The 15,751-nt window shown below is 64.3% G+C and carries 18 protein-coding genes and 1 tRNA gene; 8 read left to right on the forward strand and 11 right to left on the reverse strand.

The features are described from left to right. The first annotated feature begins 148 nt into the window (after nt 1-148). The 4 genes from pepN to QFZ23_RS14960 all read left to right on the forward strand — a co-directional run bounded on the left by pepN (nt 149) and on the right by QFZ23_RS14960 (nt 4,433). On the forward strand, nt 149-2,701 hold the full coding sequence (pepN, locus tag QFZ23_RS14945; protein ID WP_306924065.1) for an aminopeptidase N: 2,553 nt from the start codon (nt 149-151) through the stop codon (nt 2,699-2,701). Nucleotides 2,702-2,710: 9 nt separating this feature from the next. Further along, entirely contained in the window at nt 2,711-3,190 is a 480-nt protein-coding gene (locus QFZ23_RS14950; protein WP_306924067.1) for an OsmC family protein, read from the forward strand. Between the two features lie 107 nt (nt 3,191-3,297). After that, entirely contained in the window at nt 3,298-3,957 is a 660-nt protein-coding gene (locus QFZ23_RS14955; protein WP_306924068.1) for a mechanosensitive ion channel family protein, read from the forward strand. A gap of 2 nt (nt 3,958-3,959) precedes the next feature. Further along, nucleotides 3,960-4,433, forward strand: a complete 474-nt coding sequence (locus tag QFZ23_RS14960; protein ID WP_306924070.1) for a globin — start codon at nt 3,960-3,962, stop codon at nt 4,431-4,433. A 53-nt stretch (nt 4,434-4,486) separates the two neighbouring features. On the opposite strand, the gene QFZ23_RS14965 is transcribed toward QFZ23_RS14960, so the two are convergent. Further along, nucleotides 4,487-5,149: a hypothetical protein gene (locus tag QFZ23_RS14965; protein WP_306924073.1), complete on the reverse strand. Its 663-nt coding sequence runs from the start codon at nt 5,147-5,149 to the stop codon at nt 4,487-4,489. 63 nt (nt 5,150-5,212) lie between these two features. On the opposite strand from QFZ23_RS14965, the gene QFZ23_RS14970 reads away from it, so the two are divergent. Beyond that, on the forward strand, nt 5,213-6,184 hold the full coding sequence (locus tag QFZ23_RS14970) for an acyl-CoA thioesterase (RefSeq protein WP_306924075.1): 972 nt from the start codon (nt 5,213-5,215) through the stop codon (nt 6,182-6,184). A 66-nt stretch (nt 6,185-6,250) separates the two neighbouring features. Here QFZ23_RS14970 and ettA read toward each other — a convergent pair whose 3' ends face one another. Genes ettA through QFZ23_RS14985 form a run of 3 tightly spaced genes read right to left on the reverse strand, consistent with a single transcriptional unit; the run spans nt 6,251 to nt 9,197 of the window. Then, entirely contained in the window at nt 6,251-7,933 is a 1,683-nt protein-coding gene (gene ettA / locus QFZ23_RS14975) for an energy-dependent translational throttle protein EttA (protein ID WP_306924077.1), read from the reverse strand. Between the two features lie 43 nt (nt 7,934-7,976). Next, nucleotides 7,977-8,567: a DUF6993 domain-containing protein gene (locus QFZ23_RS14980; protein WP_373427941.1), complete on the reverse strand. Its 591-nt coding sequence runs from the start codon at nt 8,565-8,567 to the stop codon at nt 7,977-7,979. A gap of 60 nt (nt 8,568-8,627) precedes the next feature. Continuing rightward, the gene (locus tag QFZ23_RS14985) at nt 8,628-9,197 is read right to left on the reverse strand and encodes a single-stranded DNA-binding protein (RefSeq protein ID WP_306924080.1); all 570 of its coding nucleotides are present in this window, start codon (nt 9,195-9,197) and stop codon (nt 8,628-8,630) included. Nucleotides 9,198-9,406: 209 nt separating this feature from the next. Between QFZ23_RS14985 and QFZ23_RS14990 the strand changes: the two genes are divergently transcribed. After that, nucleotides 9,407-9,479: transfer RNA gene (locus tag QFZ23_RS14990), tRNA-Arg, on the forward strand. A gap of 284 nt (nt 9,480-9,763) precedes the next feature. On the opposite strand, the gene QFZ23_RS14995 is transcribed toward QFZ23_RS14990, so the two are convergent. The 6 genes from QFZ23_RS14995 to QFZ23_RS15020 all read right to left on the reverse strand — a co-directional run bounded on the left by QFZ23_RS14995 (nt 9,764) and on the right by QFZ23_RS15020 (nt 12,343). Next, on the reverse strand, nt 9,764-10,084 hold the full coding sequence (locus QFZ23_RS14995; protein ID WP_373427884.1) for a tyrosine-type recombinase/integrase: 321 nt from the start codon (nt 10,082-10,084) through the stop codon (nt 9,764-9,766). Nucleotides 10,085-10,225: 141 nt separating this feature from the next. After that, nucleotides 10,226-10,849, reverse strand: coding sequence for a hypothetical protein (locus QFZ23_RS15000; RefSeq protein WP_306924081.1), 624 nt, complete (start codon nt 10,847-10,849; stop codon nt 10,226-10,228). Nucleotides 10,850-10,995: 146 nt separating this feature from the next. Continuing rightward, entirely contained in the window at nt 10,996-11,301 is a 306-nt protein-coding gene (locus QFZ23_RS15005) for a hypothetical protein (RefSeq protein ID WP_306924082.1), read from the reverse strand. Further along, nucleotides 11,294-11,587 carry a DUF6221 family protein gene (locus QFZ23_RS15010; protein WP_306924084.1) on the reverse strand — a complete coding sequence of 98 codons (294 nt, stop codon included), beginning with the start codon at nt 11,585-11,587 and terminating at the stop codon, nt 11,294-11,296. The genes QFZ23_RS15005 and QFZ23_RS15010 overlap by 8 nt, the downstream gene beginning before the upstream one ends. Then, the gene (locus tag QFZ23_RS15015; protein WP_306924086.1) at nt 11,580-11,861 is read right to left on the reverse strand and encodes a hypothetical protein; all 282 of its coding nucleotides are present in this window, start codon (nt 11,859-11,861) and stop codon (nt 11,580-11,582) included. The genes QFZ23_RS15010 and QFZ23_RS15015 overlap by 8 nt, the downstream gene beginning before the upstream one ends. Nucleotides 11,862-12,097: 236 nt before the next feature. Then, nucleotides 12,098-12,343, reverse strand: coding sequence for a DUF6221 family protein (locus QFZ23_RS15020; protein WP_306924087.1), 246 nt, complete (start codon nt 12,341-12,343; stop codon nt 12,098-12,100). A gap of 365 nt (nt 12,344-12,708) precedes the next feature. Here QFZ23_RS15020 and QFZ23_RS15025 point away from each other — a divergent pair, with 365 nt between their 5' ends. Beyond that, the gene (locus QFZ23_RS15025; protein ID WP_306924088.1) at nt 12,709-12,996 is read left to right on the forward strand and encodes a helix-turn-helix transcriptional regulator; all 288 of its coding nucleotides are present in this window, start codon (nt 12,709-12,711) and stop codon (nt 12,994-12,996) included. A 430-nt stretch (nt 12,997-13,426) separates the two neighbouring features. Then, entirely contained in the window at nt 13,427-13,786 is a 360-nt protein-coding gene (locus QFZ23_RS15030) for a hypothetical protein (RefSeq protein WP_306924089.1), read from the forward strand. Nucleotides 13,787-14,345: 559 nt separating this feature from the next. Here QFZ23_RS15030 and QFZ23_RS15035 read toward each other — a convergent pair. Next, on the reverse strand, nt 14,346-15,404 hold the full coding sequence (locus QFZ23_RS15035) for a hypothetical protein (RefSeq protein ID WP_306924091.1): 1,059 nt from the start codon (nt 15,402-15,404) through the stop codon (nt 14,346-14,348). Nucleotides 15,405-15,751 lie beyond the last annotated feature (347 nt).

The raw sequence follows: 15,751 nt of genomic DNA on the forward strand, positions 1-15,751 counted from the left end.
CAAGTGAGCCAGGTAACTTGCCAAGCGGCGCCGAAATGAAACAATGACTTCACAGTGATGCAACAGCGCCCGTGAACACCGTGAGCTGCAGCCTGCGGGCCGGGCCCGTCCGGCCACCACAACCTCTGGAGGCATAACCTTGCCAGGCATGAACCTGACCCGCGCCGAAGCACGCGAGCGCGCCGCCCTGATCGCCGTCGACTCCTACGATGTCAGCCTGGACCTGACCAGGGGTGAGACAGTCTTCGGTTCCACCACCACCGTCAGGTTCACGGCGGCGCCGGGATCGTCGACGTTCATCGACGCCGTGACGGACGCTGTCCACAGCGTGACGCTGAACGGCCGGGAACTGGACCCGGCCGAGGTGTCCGACGGCGTCCGGATCCAGCTGCCGGACCTTGCTGCGGACAACGAGCTGACCGTGGTGGCGGACGCCCCTTACATGAACACCGGCGAAGGCCTGCACCGCTTCGTGGACCCGGTGGACGGCGAGGTGTACCTGTACACGCAGTTCGAGGTGCCGGATTCGCGCCGGATGTTCGCCGTCTTTGAACAGCCCGACCTGAAGGCCACCTTCCGGTTCCGGGTCACCGCGCCCTCGCACTGGGATGTCATCTCCAATTCCCCGACGCCGGGGCCGGTGGCGGCTACCCCGGGGAACGACGGCGGCGCCCGCTCGGTCTGGGACTTCACGCCCACGCCCCGCCTGTCCTCGTACGTCACCGCCCTGATCGCCGGTCCGTACCAGTCGGTGCGCAGCGACGTCACCAGTTCGGATGGCCGCGTTGTGCCGCTGGGCGTCTTCGCCCGCAAGTCCCTCATGCAGTACCTGGACGCGGACAACATCTTTGAGCTCACCCGGCAGGGATTCGAGTTCTTCGAGGCCGAGTTCGCCTGCCCGTACCCGTTTGAGAAGTACGACCAGCTCTTTGTGCCGGAGTTCAACGCCGGCGCCATGGAAAACGCCGGCGCGGTCACCATCCTCGAGGGCTATGTCTTCCGCGGCAAGGTCCCGGAGGCGCAGGTGGAACGGCGCGCCATCACCGTGCTGCACGAACTGGCCCACATGTGGTTCGGCGACCTCGTGACCATGCGCTGGTGGAACGATCTGTGGCTCAACGAGTCCTTTGCCGAATACATGTCGCACCTGGCCGCGGTGGAGAACACCAAGTTCCAGAACGCGTGGACCACGTTCGCCTCGGTGGAAAAGTCGTGGGCCTACCGCCAGGACCAGCTCCCCACGACCCACCCGATCTTCGCCGAAATCGACGACCTGCAGGACGTCGAGGTGAACTTCGACGGCATCACCTATGCCAAGGGCGCCTCCGTGCTGCGGCAGCTTGTGGCCTGGGTGGGGCCGGACAAGTTCATGGCCGGCGTGCGCGAGTACTTTGCCAAGCATTCCTGGCGGAACACCGAGCTCGGCGACCTGATGGTCGAACTGGAGAAGGCCAGCGGACGCGACCTGGACCAGTGGGGCCGCCTGTGGCTGGAAACGGCCGGCGTGAACTCGCTCAAGCCGGAGCTGGCAGTGGATGCGGACGGCTCGATCACGTCCTTTGCCATCCTGCAGTCCGCGGTTGCCGAGCAGCCCACCATCCGGCCGCACCGCCTGGCAGTGGGGTTCTATGACCTCACCGACGAGGGCACGCTGGAGCGCGTGCACCGCGAGGAGCTGGACGTCGACGGCGAACGCACCGAAGTGCCGGAACTGGCCGGACTCAAGCGCCCGGACCTGATCCTGCTCAACGACGATGACCTCGCCTACGCCAAGGTGCGCCTGGACGAGCAGTCCCTCGCCACGGCCACGGCGCACCTGAAGGATTTCCGCGAGAGCCTGCCGCGGACCCTGGTGTGGGGCTCGGCTTGGGACGCCGCAAGGGACGGGGAAAGCCCCGCCCGCGGATACGTCGACCTGATCCTGGCCAACATCGCCTCCGAGTCTGATTCCTCCGTGATTCTGGTGCAGCTGCGGCAGCTGGCCACGACACTCACCTTCTACGTGGCCGAGGAGCACCGCGAAGCCACCACCGTTGCCGCCGTCGACCGGCTCTGGGAACTCGCCTCGGACGTGCCGGGCGGTTCGGACGCCCAGCTGCAGTTCATTAAGTCGTTCGCGCTCCTGGCCCGCAGCGGGCGGCAGCTGGACCAAATCGCCGGGCTGCTGGACGGCTCGGTCGCCCTGGCCGGGCTGACTGTGGACCAGGACCTCCGCTGGGAGCTCGTGGCCGCCCTCGTAGCCGGCGGCAGGCTGGGCCAGGCGGACATCGACGCGGAACTGGAACGGGACAACACCTCCAGCGGCCAGAACGCGGCAGCCCTGGCCAAGGCTGCCATCCCCACCGCGGAGGCCAAGGCCGAGGCCTGGGAGTCGATCGTGGTCAAGGGCGATCTCTCCAACGCGATCCAGGCCTCGGCAGTCGCCGGCTTCACGCGGGTGCTGGACACTGCGCTGCTGGAGCCGTACTCGGAGAAGTACTTCGAGGCCGTGCCCGGGATCGTCGCCGAACGGACGCATGCCCTCGCGCAGCAGATCGTCGTCGGACTGTACCCCGCGCAGCTGACGAGCCAGGCCACCGTGGACCGGACCGACGAGTTCCTGGCGTCGCTGCCTGAGGAGAGCGCTGCGCTGCGCCGGATGATGCTGGAAAACCGCGACGGCGTGGCCCGGGCGCTGCGGGCCCGCGCGGCGGACGTCTAGGACGGATCAGTGGCGCTCGACGAACACCACTATGCGCTGACGGTCCGCTGGACCGGCAACCTTGGAAGCGGCACGTCGTCCTACCGGGACTACTCCCGGGACCACGACATCGAGATTCCCGGGTTGCCGGTCCTGCGGGGCTCGGCTGACCCCACCTTCCACGGCGACCGCTCCCGGTACAACCCCGAGCAACTGCTGCTGGCGGCGCTGGCGCAGTGCCACATGCTCTCCTTCCTGCACGTCGCGGTGAGGCACGGCGTGGTGGTCCTGTCCTATGAGGACAACGCCACCGGCACGATGCGACTGAACCGCGACGGCAGTGGCCAGTTCGAAACCGTGACGCTCCGCCCTCACGTGACGGTTGCGGATCCTGGGCACATCGCCCGGGCGGAACAGATGCACGATGAGGCCAACCAGGTGTGTTTCATTGCCCGTAGCGTAAATTTCCCCGTACTGCACGCTCCCTTTACCACAGCCGGAAGTCCTTAACCAGCGCCAGACCCAGCTAGGCTTAAAAGCGACCAAAGAGCGGCCGGCCTCCCCGGTAAGCGCGGAGACCGGCAGCCGCCGGACAGCAGCAAGGAGCCTTCCTGCAGATGTACAGCATGTTCACAACGCCCTCGGCCTCACTGGAGCCCACCGGACTTGACCTGGCCGGTGTGGCCATCAGCCTCGGCGCAGGCATCGTCCTGTGGCTGATCGCGAGTTTCCTGATCGCCAGAATCACCCGGCGCGTGGCGAACGGCACGTCACTGTTCAAGAAACCGCACTTCCGCTGGGTGGCACCGGCGCTGCGCGCCCTGGACCATGAGCGGCGCGTGCAGCGGGCCAACACGATCGGCTCGCTGCTGAAGAGCGGCATGGGCGTGGTCATCGCCGTTATCACCTGCATCTACATGCTGAAGAACCTCGACGTCGACGTGGCTCCGCTTCTCACCAGCGTGGGAATCCTCGGTATCGCCATCGGCTTTGGCGCCCAGCAGTTGATCAGGGACTTCCTCGCCGGCATCTTCATCACCATCGAGGACCAGTACGGCATCGGCGACATCATTGAAACCAGCGAGGTGGTGGGCGTCGTGGAATCGATCGGGCTGAGGATCACGCGCGTCCGCGACGAGAACGGCGCCATCTGGTACCTCCGCAACGGCGAGATCCTCCGCGTAGGCAACCGCTCGCAAGGAAACTACGTCCCGCCCGCCGAGCCGGACGAATCGGCCGATGCCGAACACGCACCCCAGCAGAAGGCCGGAGAGTAGCCATGACCATTCCATCCCTCCCCACCCCGCCGGAGCCGGGCGTCCGCAAGCCGCTGATGCGCAACGACCCCTTCAGCCAGCCGGGTTACACGGACAACTTCTACGACGCCGTCGGCGGCCACGAGACGTTCGTGAAGCTCATTGACGTCTTTTACGACGGCGTCGCCACCGATCCGCTGCTGCGCCCCATGTATCCGGAAGAGGATCTGGGCCCTGCCAAGCGCCGCTTCCTGATGTTCCTGGAGCAGTACTGGGGCGGCCCCACCACCTATGGCGAGGAGCGCGGCCATCCCCGGCTGCGGATGCGCCACATGCCGTTCCGGGTGACGCCCGAGGCCAAGGACCGGTGGCTGTACCACATGCGGACGGCTGTCGATTCCCTGGACCTGCCGCCGCTGCATGAGGGCACGCTGTGGGACTACATGGAACGCGCTGCACTCTCCATGGTGAACAGCCCGTCCGACGCGCAGGGCTAATACCGCGGCTCCTCTTTCGCGGCCGGGAACCGGCCGGCACCGACCAGCTTGGCTTAAAGCAGGCCGGCGCCCGTCCGGGCCAGCACGTGCCCGCGGCTGCCGCTGAGCCGGAACCAGCGCCCGGAACGGTACAGCTTCTGTTCGTCCTCGCCCAGGAATCCCAGGGCTAGGGCGGCGAACGCCGCTCCCGCCGGCACGCCGTGCCGTTCCTCCAGGCCGCGTCCCCAGACGGCGGCCCGGGCATTGTTCACGATCATGGCTCCGGGCTTGTCCGGGACGATGCCGGCCACCTCGGCGATGCCGGCTTCGGCGGCCCGCCGCAGTTCGGCGTCGGGCACGGTGTCCACCAGTTCCCAGCCGCTGCGCGGCGCGCCCACGCCGGCCCATGATTCGGTGACTGTCGACGGCGGGACCGGCAGGTCGGCGTCGTTCTCGCCTGCCCGGGCCAGCCGGTCCAGGACTGCTGCCAGCGGAACCGTGACGTCAACGGCGGACGGCTCCGCCAGTCCCATGGTGCGCAGGCCGAGAATCGTGGGGGTGGACTCCCCCAGGATCCGGGGGCGGAGCACGCAGACGTAGGCTGCCAGTACCGTGCCGGCCGCCTGCAGGCGGATGGCGCCGTCATCGATGGCCTTGGCGCGGGTGGCGAAGGTCTTCAGATCGGCGAGGTCGCGGGGGTCGGCGAAGCGGAAAGACTGGGTAAGGAGATCAGACACGTTAAGAACACTACCGGCTGGGGCCCGGTTGAGCGGTACCGGGGCGCCGTCTAGAGTCAAACCATGACTGAAGCGGACGCCGGATTGCAGGCCTTGCCCACGAATGACCCCACGAACTCCCTCCTGGAACTGCTTGACCTCGGCGAGCTGGAAGGCGCCCGCACCGACGAGGACATTTTCATGGGTCCGTCGCAGCGCCAGCCGCATCAGCGCGTCTTTGGTGGCCAGGTCCTGGCCCAGTCCCTGATCGCGGGAATGCGCACCATAGACGAGGACCGCACCGTCCATTCCATGCACGGCTACTTCCTCCGGCCTGGCGACGCGAACAAGCCCATCACCTTCGGGGTCCAGCGCCTGCGGGACGGCCGCTCGTTCTCGGCCCGGCGCGTGCACGCCTACCAGGACGGCACGCCGATTCTGTCCATGATCGCCTCATTCCAAGCCTTCGACGACGGCATTGAGCACCAGTCCGAGATGCCTGCCGGCATCCCCGACCCGGAGACGCTGCCCAGCACCGCTGACCTGCTGGGCAAGTTCGACCACCCCGTCGCCCGGCACTGGGCGTACGAACGGCCCTTCGACATCCGCCATGTGGATCCTGCCCTGTATGTGGCGGCCACGGGGAAGAAGGAGGCACGCAACGCCGTGTGGATGAAGACCTTCAGCCCCATGCCGGACCACGCCAACACGCACCGCGCCGCGCTGGCCTACGCCAGCGACTACACGCTGCTCGAGTCGATCCTCCGCAAGCACGGGCTGAGCTGGATCACGCCGGGCATGAGCGTGGCGAGCCTCGACCACGCCATGTGGTGGCACCGTCCCGTCCGTGTGGACGAGTGGCTCCTGTATGTGCAGGAATCACCCAGCGCCCAGGGAGCGCGCGGCCTCGCGACGGGCAAGATCTTCAACCGGGAGGGCCTGCACGTGGCGTCCGTGGCGCAGGAAGGCATGGTCCGGGTGCCGACGGACATCAAGAGCAAAGTGGCCGGGGCTGTCCAGACCAAGATCCTGCAGCATCAGATGCGCAAGGCCTGACGGACTCCGGATACGAAAAGGCCGGCCCCGGGTTTAATCCCGGGGCCGGCCTTTTCGAGCTCACGATTAGTCGCGGGTCAGGCGGCGGTGCGTGACGCGGTGCGGCTTGGCGGCGTCGGGGCCGAGGCGCTGCACCTTGTTCTCCTCATAGGATTCGAAGTTGCCCTCAAACCAGTACCACTTCGACGGGTTCTCCTCGTCACCTTCGTAGGCGAGGATGTGGGTGGCCACCCGGTCCAGGAACCAGCGGTCGTGGGAGACCACGACGGCGCAGCCCGGGAACTCCAGCAGCGCGTTTTCCAGGCTGCTGAGGGTTTCGACGTCGAGGTCGTTGGTCGGTTCGTCGAGCAGGAGCAGGTTTCCGCCCTGCTTGAGGGTCAGCGCCAGGTTCAGGCGGTTGCGCTCACCACCGGAGAGCACGCCTGCCTTCTTCTGCTGGTCCGGTCCCTTGAACCCGAACGCCGCAACGTAGGCGCGGGACGGCATTTCAACGTTGCCCACCTGGATGAAGTCCAGGCCGTCGGATACGACCTCCCAGAGGGTCTTGTTGGGGTCGATGCCGCCGCGGCTCTGGTCGGCGTAGGAGATCTTGACCGAGTCGCCGATCTTCAGCTCGCCGCCGTCGAGGGGCTCAAGGCCCACGATGGTCTTGAACAGCGTGGACTTGCCCACACCGTTCGGGCCGATGACACCGACGATTCCGTTGCGTGGCAGGGAGAAGGACAGGCCATCGATCAGGGTGCGGTCGTCGAAGCCCTTCTGCAGGTTCTTGGCTTCGAGGACCAGGCCGCCAAGGCGCGGTCCCGGCGGGATCTGGATCTCTTCGAAGTCCAGCTTCCGGGTGCGGTCTGCCTCGGCCGCCATTTCCTCGTAGCGTGCCAGACGCGCCTTGGACTTGGTCTGCCGGCCCTTGGCGTTGGAGCGGACCCACTCGAGTTCGTCGGCGAGGCGCTTGGCCTGCTTGGCGTCCTTCTTGCCCTGGATCTCCAGGCGAGCGCGCTTCTTCTCCAGGTAGGTGGAGTAGTTGCCCTCGTAGGGGTACAGGTGGCCGCGGTCCACCTCGGCGATCCATTCCGCGACGTGGTCCAGGAAGTACCGGTCGTGGGTGACGGCGAGAACGGCGCCCTCGTAGCTGGAGAGGTGCTGTTCCAGCCACAGCACGCTCTCGGCGTCGAGGTGGTTGGTGGGCTCGTCAAGGAGCAGGAGGTCCGGCTTCTGCAGGAGCAGCTTGCAGAGCGCCACACGGCGGCGCTCACCACCGGAGAGCAGGGTGACATCCGCGTCGGCCGGCGGGCAGCGGAGGGCGTCCATGGCCTGCTCGAGCTGGGAGTCCAGGTCCCAGGCGTCGGCGGAGTCGATGGCTTCCTGCAGGTGGCCCATCTCCTCGAGGAGTGAGTCGTAGTCTGCGTCCGGGCTGGCCATCTCCTCGGAGATGGCGTTGAAGCGCTGAATCTTGCCGAAGATCTCGCCCACGCCTTCCTGGACGTTGCCCAGGACGGTCTTCTCCTCGTTCAGCGGCGGCTCCTGCAGCAGGATGCCCACGGTGTAGCCGGGGCTGAGCCGGGCCTCGCCGTTGGAGGGGGTGTCCAGGCCGGCCATGATTTTCAGAATGGTGGACTTACCGGCACCGTTGGGGCCAACAACACCGATCTTGGCACCCGGGAAGAAGGACATGCTTACGTCATCGAGAATAAGTTTTTCGCCAACAGCCTTTCGGGCCTTGGTCATTGTGTAGATAAATTCCGCCATGGTTCCAAATCTAGTGGGTTGGCGGGCATATCTCACATTCGCGTCAGGCCGGGGCTCCCACGAAGCACTTCCCGTTCGACAGCGCCGGCAGCACGGTCACCGTCACCTTTCCCTCACGGATCTGGCCGATCACACATTCCTTTGCCTGGACCGCCGCCGCTTCCATGGAATCCACCTCGAGTCCGGTGGGCGTGCGCCCCGCCGAGACCTCCAGGCTCCGCGCCGGAACGCCAGCCGCCGTGAGCGCCGCCGTGATGTCCGCCGTGGCCGGCTTGGGGTTGGCTGCGACAACGCTTCCCAGGACGTCAGTCATGGTCCGCTGCAGCGCCGCCGTGGCCCCGGCGGCGGCAGGCGCTTTGGTGGCCGCCGCAGATGCCGACGGTTTTGCCGACGCTGAGGCTGAGGCTGCCGCCGCCGCTGCCGTGGCAGTCTGCGTGGCCGCCTTTTCTCCGGCGGCCTGTCCTTCCGCCGTCTGGTTCACGGTCGCCTGATCCCATGGAACGGTGCAGGCGGCGGGCGCCGAGAGCAATACAGCCGCCAAAGCGAGCCGGCCTGTAACCCTCTTGGCATTTCGCCGGGCACTAGTTGCCTTGCCGCGGATTGCCTTGTTCCGCTGGGGTGTCATCGCTCGCATCACGCTGCCATTCTGCCATGCGGCACCGCCAGGGGGTGCGGTGCCGCACGCCACCGGCGTTCAGGCAGCCGCTCCGGTGAGTTCGCCCGTTTCCGCATCGAGCTGCGACTCGTCGCCGGTGTCGTCCACGAAGATGCCTGCTGCGGCCGGGTCTTCATCGGATTCGTCATCTTCCTCCCGGTCCTCGTCGGCTCCGTCTTCGCCCACAGCCGAGGACCCGGAGGCGCTGCGGTCGCCGTTTGCGGGACCAAATGCGTCAGCGGCCTGTGGGCTACCGGAATTGCGGATGAAGTTGGCGGTGCCATACTTGAGGTCGTGGCCCACGGCATCCGCGTCGATCTCGGCCTCATGGTGGATGCGCCCGTCCTTCTCCCAGCTGCGCAATTTCAGCTTGCCCACGACGACGATGCGCTGACCTTTCTTGATGCTGCATCCCATGTTCCCGGCCAGCTGGCGGTACCCCTGGACGGTGAACCAGTTGATGTTGCCGTCTACCCAGGCGTTCGCGGTGCGGTCGTACCGCCGCTCGGTGGAACCGATGCGGAATGAGGCGGTGGGAACGCCCCCGGGAGTTGTTGAACTGCGGATCTCCGTGGCAACGAAGCCGCGGATCGTAACGGTGTCGGTCATGTTGGTGTCCTGTCTCGAATTGTCGTGCCCCTTGCAGGCATTCCAAGCATCAACCGGCAGCAGGGGGACCGCGAGAGTCGAAGTTCCGTATGTGGAAAACAAGCTTGGGAGGCGGGTAACGGAAGGATGAAACAGCCACGCGCCTGACGCTGACAGCACGCAAGTCAATGTAGACTTTTTAGGCGCCAGCAATGTGCCGGAAAGCCATTGCCCCAGTAGCTCAGGGGATAGAGCAGCGGCCTTCTAATCCGCCGGTCGGGGGTTCGATTCCCTCCTGGGGCACACGAAAAGCGGCTCTGACCTGCGGAAACGCCGATCAGGGCCGCTTTATTTTTTTAGCTGAGAACTGGGCAATCCACCGATTACCCACCGGAATCGACTTGCCCAACGCCGACATCCGATACAGGCGGAGAATGGCTATCTGCCGATCTGAGTCATCGGTCTCCACTACCTTGCCAACCCACTTGAGCCGCAGGTAGTACATCAGCACGTTGAACTTGGACGTCCACCCGTGACCGTCCAGAAATCCCAAGTGGATGCTGCTGCGCTGGCAGCCTCGGCAACCATCAAAGAGCCCCTCCCCCAAAGGCCTGCAGCAGCGCAGTCATGTCCGTGGCCTGGTGCGTCTTCTGGACGTAATGCCGGCTTGTGATCTGCTCATTCGAGTGGCCTAGTTGCGCCGATGCCGAGGCCATTCCCTCGGCATTGGCCAGGAGCGTGCCGACTGATTTGCGGAACGTGTGCGGAGTGACCCACTGGAACCCGATGTCATCTCGGGCGGACCGCCACTGCTTGCGGAAGTTGCCAGGCTCACGCAAGGTGCCCGTAGACGAGAGGAAGACCACGTCCCATGGATTCGCTTCAAGCTGCTGGACTTGGCGGCGCATGAGCATCTCCACCGCGAAAGGCGGCAGGAAGTACCTTTGCCGGGAGTTGGTGGAGTTGGGGTGCTCCTGGATATCATCCCCTCTCCCGGCACATAGATGACCGTTCCCGTGACGGTGAGCGTGGCCCGCTCGGCCTTTAGGTCAACATCCTTCCACCTGAGCGCCAAAGCCTCCCCAATCCGGGCGCCGGTGGCAAGCATGACATCGACGACATGAAGCAGGTCGCTCGGGCGCTTTCGGCCGCGGGGGACTAGAGTCGAGTTGCCATTGGTACAGGCCGGCCCGCAGCGCGGCCGCCTCTTCAACGGTCAGCGCCCGCACCTCGTTCCGGTTCACAGGGACTTTGGTGACGTCGCGAAGTGGATTGGATTCGATGGCCCCATGGCGTGCCGCCAGGCCCAACATGGCCGACAGGACGGTCTTGGCCAGCTTCGCAGATCCGTTTCCGTGCTGGGTCCTCGTCGCCTTGAGGAACCGATCCAGGCGCGACACCGTCGCCTCCCTGATCGCGAGGCCACCGACCCCTGGACAAACGTACGAATCCAGGACTTCCCGATAGCGTCGCTGCGTGTTGATGGGGCGATCCTGGTCCTTAAACTCAACCCACCAGACCTCCGCCAACCTATTCATTCGTGTGTCCGCCGTGATGTCCTCACCGGCCGGCATCGCCCGCTCCTTCAACGCTGAAATCAAAGCCTGCTCCGCCTTGGAGCCCCGGTCATTCTTCGACTTGGCGATCGCCCGCGCCTCGACCTTGCGAGTCACTCCATCAAAATCCCTGGATGTTCGCCTTGGTTTTGCGCGAGAGCGGCTGCCCGGTGGGCTGGTTGGCGCGGGACTGGGCCACGGGCCCATCCATCCACAGGATTGCAGCTTCCCGGTCCACGCGGTCCACCGGTGTCTTGCCGAGGTCACTGGGGGCGATGTGGTTGGCCAGCTGCCGCCGGTATTTGCTGACGGTGCCTGGCTGGGGGCTTGCGGAGCTGGTTGATGTGGTCCTCGACGACCTCTGCCACGGTCGGCGCGGTGGAGTCCTTGCGGACCTTCGCTTTGGCTGCGAGCTTGAAGCTGTTGCCGTTCGAGTCGAGGAAGTCCTCGAGCTCCTGCGCCTTCTGCTTGTCATCGAACGTGCGGGATTTCAGGCCGGCCTCAGGATCACGCCAGGTCACTGTGTGGGACGCGCCCTTCTTCGTCTCCCGGGTCCGGATGCTAGCCACGGGTCCACTCCTGCTGGTAGTCCGGGTGGCTGGCGTAGACGGCGGCCAGGGCCTTGAGGATCGCGTCCGCTGTTCCTAGGTCCTCACCGCCCGACTCGGCGCTAAGCTGGGCGTCCATCTGTTCCACGTCGTCCGCTAGGGCGATGATTTTTCGCTTGGCCTCACACTCAGCGAAAACACGTAGGTCAGCCTTTGCTTCGGTCATGGCGAGCCCTTCAAGGTCACGCCGCGCTTCTGCCTCATCCTCGGCGATGCGTGCTTCGAGGAACTCGACGATGCTAGCCACGGGGATCCTCCAACTCCGAAATGACAGCAGCGATGGTCGGGCACGGAGCCGCCTTGTTGCAGTGCGTGCAGTAGCGCTCCTGACGGTCGGCGCGGGGAAACCCGACCCATCTCTGCCCATCTGAATTGTGTAGCTCCAGTACGGCGTCAAGCGCGGCGACGAGACACAGCGTGTCCTCGGCCATCTCAATCACAATGGACTCTGTCGCATCCATCGCGCCGTACTGGTCTGCAACGAGCGTCGCATCAGACCGGATCTGATTCAGCTTGCTCATGCTCGCGTCACGCTCACCAGCGTGCTCGCCTTGTCCCGTTCTGTCCTGTGGCTGTTCCATGCTTGTCCCCTAGCTGTGCCGTTTTTCGCCAACAAAATAGCCGTTCTCGCCAACAGGCAAAAAGAAAAGCCCTAGATCACTGGGATCCAGGAAATTCCGGCGGCGGTCGTGGTCATAAATGGCCACGATCGCACCGGAGCGGGACGTTAGCAAGCATCTGCCGTTTGGCCACCCATTCAGCAAGGATCCTGCCCCCGGTTGAACTGGGCGATGTAAAGCCGGTCTTCGGGCTTGCAGGCGAGGTACCCGGGTGCGTGGTCTGCGTATGCGTATGCGTCAAGTACAGCCTGTTCGTTCGCGGAGTAGAGCGCTGACGCGGGCGTTCCTGCTTCCCCGAACCATTCCCAGGGCGCAGGGGACGCTGCTTGGGCGACGGCTTCGTCTTCGCTGATTCGGGCTTCCAGGAAACCAATTATGTCCACGCTTCATCCTGCCACCCAGTTGCGGGGACCAGAAAGGACAAAGCGACGTGGGCCGAGCCAGAGGGCGACCCGTTCCGTTGGTAGTCAATGAATAGGGTAGCGGTGGCCCGCTCATTCCCCCAGACAGGAGCGGGCCACCTACCGAGGCCGTAGATTACATCGAGACCCCCTTACGGCAGCGGTAAACGGATGATACGACGGTCAAATGAAAAACGGATGGCGAATGGCTGCAGGCTTATAAAGTTGTGTGAATAATAGGAGGTTGTTAGCGTTATCAGTGGCAGCCTCCGCATTCCCCCCATGTGTGGAGGCTGCTTCTTTGGTTTTCAATCGGGGGCCCTGTCACAAACGCTGCGATCTAGCCCATGGAAGACGAGGTCTTCACCGTCAAGGAAGTGGCGGAGATGCTCAAGGTGTCGACGAGCACCATCTATGCTCGCGTCTCGGACTGGCCGCACATCAGGATCACACCGACCGACATCCGGTTCAGCCGTGAAGACATTGAAGAGATCAAGGCGATGCCGCGCAAGACGCCCGTAGGTCCGCCTGCTATGCGGGCAAGGAGCACACGGATCGGGACGGAGAGGCAGAAGGCCAGGAACCGGGCGTACAACCTCAGGAACGGCCTCAAAGAGCCACCGGCACCCCGCTAAGAAGTGGTGGCCCGCCCCGATTGGGGACAGGGCGGGCCACCACCGGAGCCGCAGAAGGCGTGTAGCGGCGCCGGCTCACAGGACTATACGCCGCTCAAATCAAGGAAACCTCAAGTTTTCCGCAGCAAGAAGCGCCCGCCAGTCGTAAGCCCAGAGGGGGCTTCTCAGTTCTCAGCGGAGGCTTAGGCTTTCCGGCCGGCAAAGTCCGCAGGAGGTCCACAAACGGCCATCCTGACCAACTGCGCTCAACGACAAAAACCCCCGGAATGTCGCGGGATTCAGCCGCACATCCGATCCGGCACATTCCGTAAACCATCGCGGTAGACACGTTGAGCCTTTACGGCAACATCTGCTGCAGTGACCATAGGGGCATCATCCATCCGTTGAGCATACGTACCAAGCGTCGACTTCGTGGCCTAGCATCGGCGGCATGAACGTGGATCCGGCGCCCATTGAAAAGTCCAAGCTCGCTTACAACCTAGAAGAGGCAGCCACAGCCACCGGCTATACGGTGAGCACGCTTCGCATCGCCATACGTCGCCACGACCTCTTAGCCCGATACGCGAACACCAAGCCAATCATTCTGGCCGATGAACTCCAGGACTGGCTTAGATCTCTTCCTACCGAGCCTAAAGGCGGACACCGGCCTCTCAGCAAGTGTGCGGAAGAGGTGGAAGGATGGCCAGGGCAACCAGAAGAACGTCAGCGCACGTCTCTAGCGCCGGCGAAAGCACTGTTCCGGACACCCGAAGAAGTCGCCCCCGAACTCGGCATCAATGACAAATCTTGAAATGCAACGATCGCGCACACCGGCTTGTTTCGCGGAATCTCGAGACTGTTGGGCGAGGATGAATGATGACGAAAAGCAGCATCCCCTAATCCGCCGGTCGGGGGTTCGATTCCCTCCTGGGGCACAGTGTGGTGAGTCGAGACATCCTTTCCGGATGAGTCGGGTCATCAGTTACACCCCGGTCTTCGGACCGGGGTGTTTTTCTTTGTCTGGGCTGGTAGTCCGTGCAGGGAGGCCCTCGGGCGTCTCTTCGGTTCGGGACGGATAAGGTCTGCGGTTGCAGGGTCCGGCGGATCGTGGACGTCGAGGGCGAGGGCGGCGTCGTCAGTGCGGTGGGGATTGCTGAGAGGCCGTTTCAATCGCGGTTCCACGGCGGCGAGGCCTCCCGTTCGCAGGACAGTGTGGGTATACGAGGTCGCCTGGCTGCAGGGCGTCAGCCCAGAGGAGCTTGGCGTAGATCCTGACGATGTCGTTGGGGTCCTTGCCGATGATGCCTTCGGCGACCTCCTTGGCTTAACGTTGATGGTGCTCGTGGGTCGGGGATGCTTGGCGGTGGCATTTACTTTGGTGCGGGACGCGTACCTGAGTCTTTGCTCGATCCCGACGTTGGAACGAAGTTCCAGTCGAAAGACCCATTGTCTCGGAGTGTCATCCGAAGGAAGCCGTGAGTGTCGTTGAACCGCTTCACGATGTATGACGGATTGCTGATGAAGGAGCGGAGGCCGATACCTCCCGTGGAAACCTGGAACGCTGTGATCCCGTCACTGACGCACTGGTCAGCGTTGTTCACGGGACATGAGCGTTCGTAGTTGTGTTGTGACCCTGAGAGGGTGAACCGCACCCGGTGCTTCCACATCACGTCGATCCACGGTTTGAGTTCAGCGGACCGCCCGTGTTCGTCGGTGTCTGACGTGAAGTACGGGTCGTGGTGCACCACCGCCAGATGCTTACCTGCCGCCTGCGCGGCAGCGAGGTCCTTGTCCAGCCACGTCGTCAGCTTCTTGGCCTGTGCCGGGTTGTACCGCCAGTGCGCGGACGACAGGAAGGCGAAGTGCCATTTCCCGAAGTCCTTCGAGTACGGGGCCCCGTTCCCGATGAATCCGCGCTGCTGGTTGATCGCAGCCTTCGCGGGGGCACCGGGGCATTGGCCGTTCATGAAGTTGTCGAGGTCTTCGTTCCGTCCGGGTTGCCAGTCATGGTTGGGTGCGGACACCCAGTACAACTTGGGTTTCGTGCCACCCCAAAGCTTCGTCCAGTAGTTTACGTAGTCGGCGCAGTACCCGGTGTCGTACTGGAAGTCCCCGAGCCCCAAGAACGCGTCAATCTGGTTGGTCCGCACGAGCCTGGTGATCGCCGCACCGTTGCGCCCGGACGCGCTATTCGGTGACGATGTCTTCTCGCCGTTCATGTCTCCCACAGCAGCGATCCTCACCTCACCCGCACGTGCCGGGGTCTCGCCGGGTGACTCTGGGGATGGCGATGGCGCCGCGGCAGTCGTGGTTGGTTCCGGCGCCTGCTCTGCGGTGTTCCCACCGCCGGCGGCGAGGGACGCGGCCACGAGACCAGCGACGCCGAGGAGAACAACGGACGTTCCAGCGATAACACGATTGCGGCGCATTGGGGTGCGCCCTCCCTTCGTGAGGGTGTGTACTACTTGGGCAAATTGGGGGTACGCCCGGTATGCGTACTGTCGAGTGTAGAACAAAGCCCGCACAGGCTGTCGCATTGTTTTTCTACCAAGCAGTTATGCGACTTGCGGAAGAGACCCACGAAGCAGTGGGGGCCCTTCATAGGGTGCGTTGTGATGGGTCGGACATCCTATCGATGCACAGGGCCATCATGGACACCCCGGTCTTCGGAGCGGGGCGTTTTTCTTTGCCCGGCGGAAATTGCAAAGCATGCTTACTATTGCGGGCAGACTGTGCCTATGATCGGATTGGGCGCCGGTTATTTGCGGCGATTCGC

Source organism: Arthrobacter globiformis, from assembly GCF_030818015.1.
GTDB lineage: Bacteria > Actinomycetota > Actinomycetes > Actinomycetales > Micrococcaceae > Arthrobacter > Arthrobacter globiformis_C.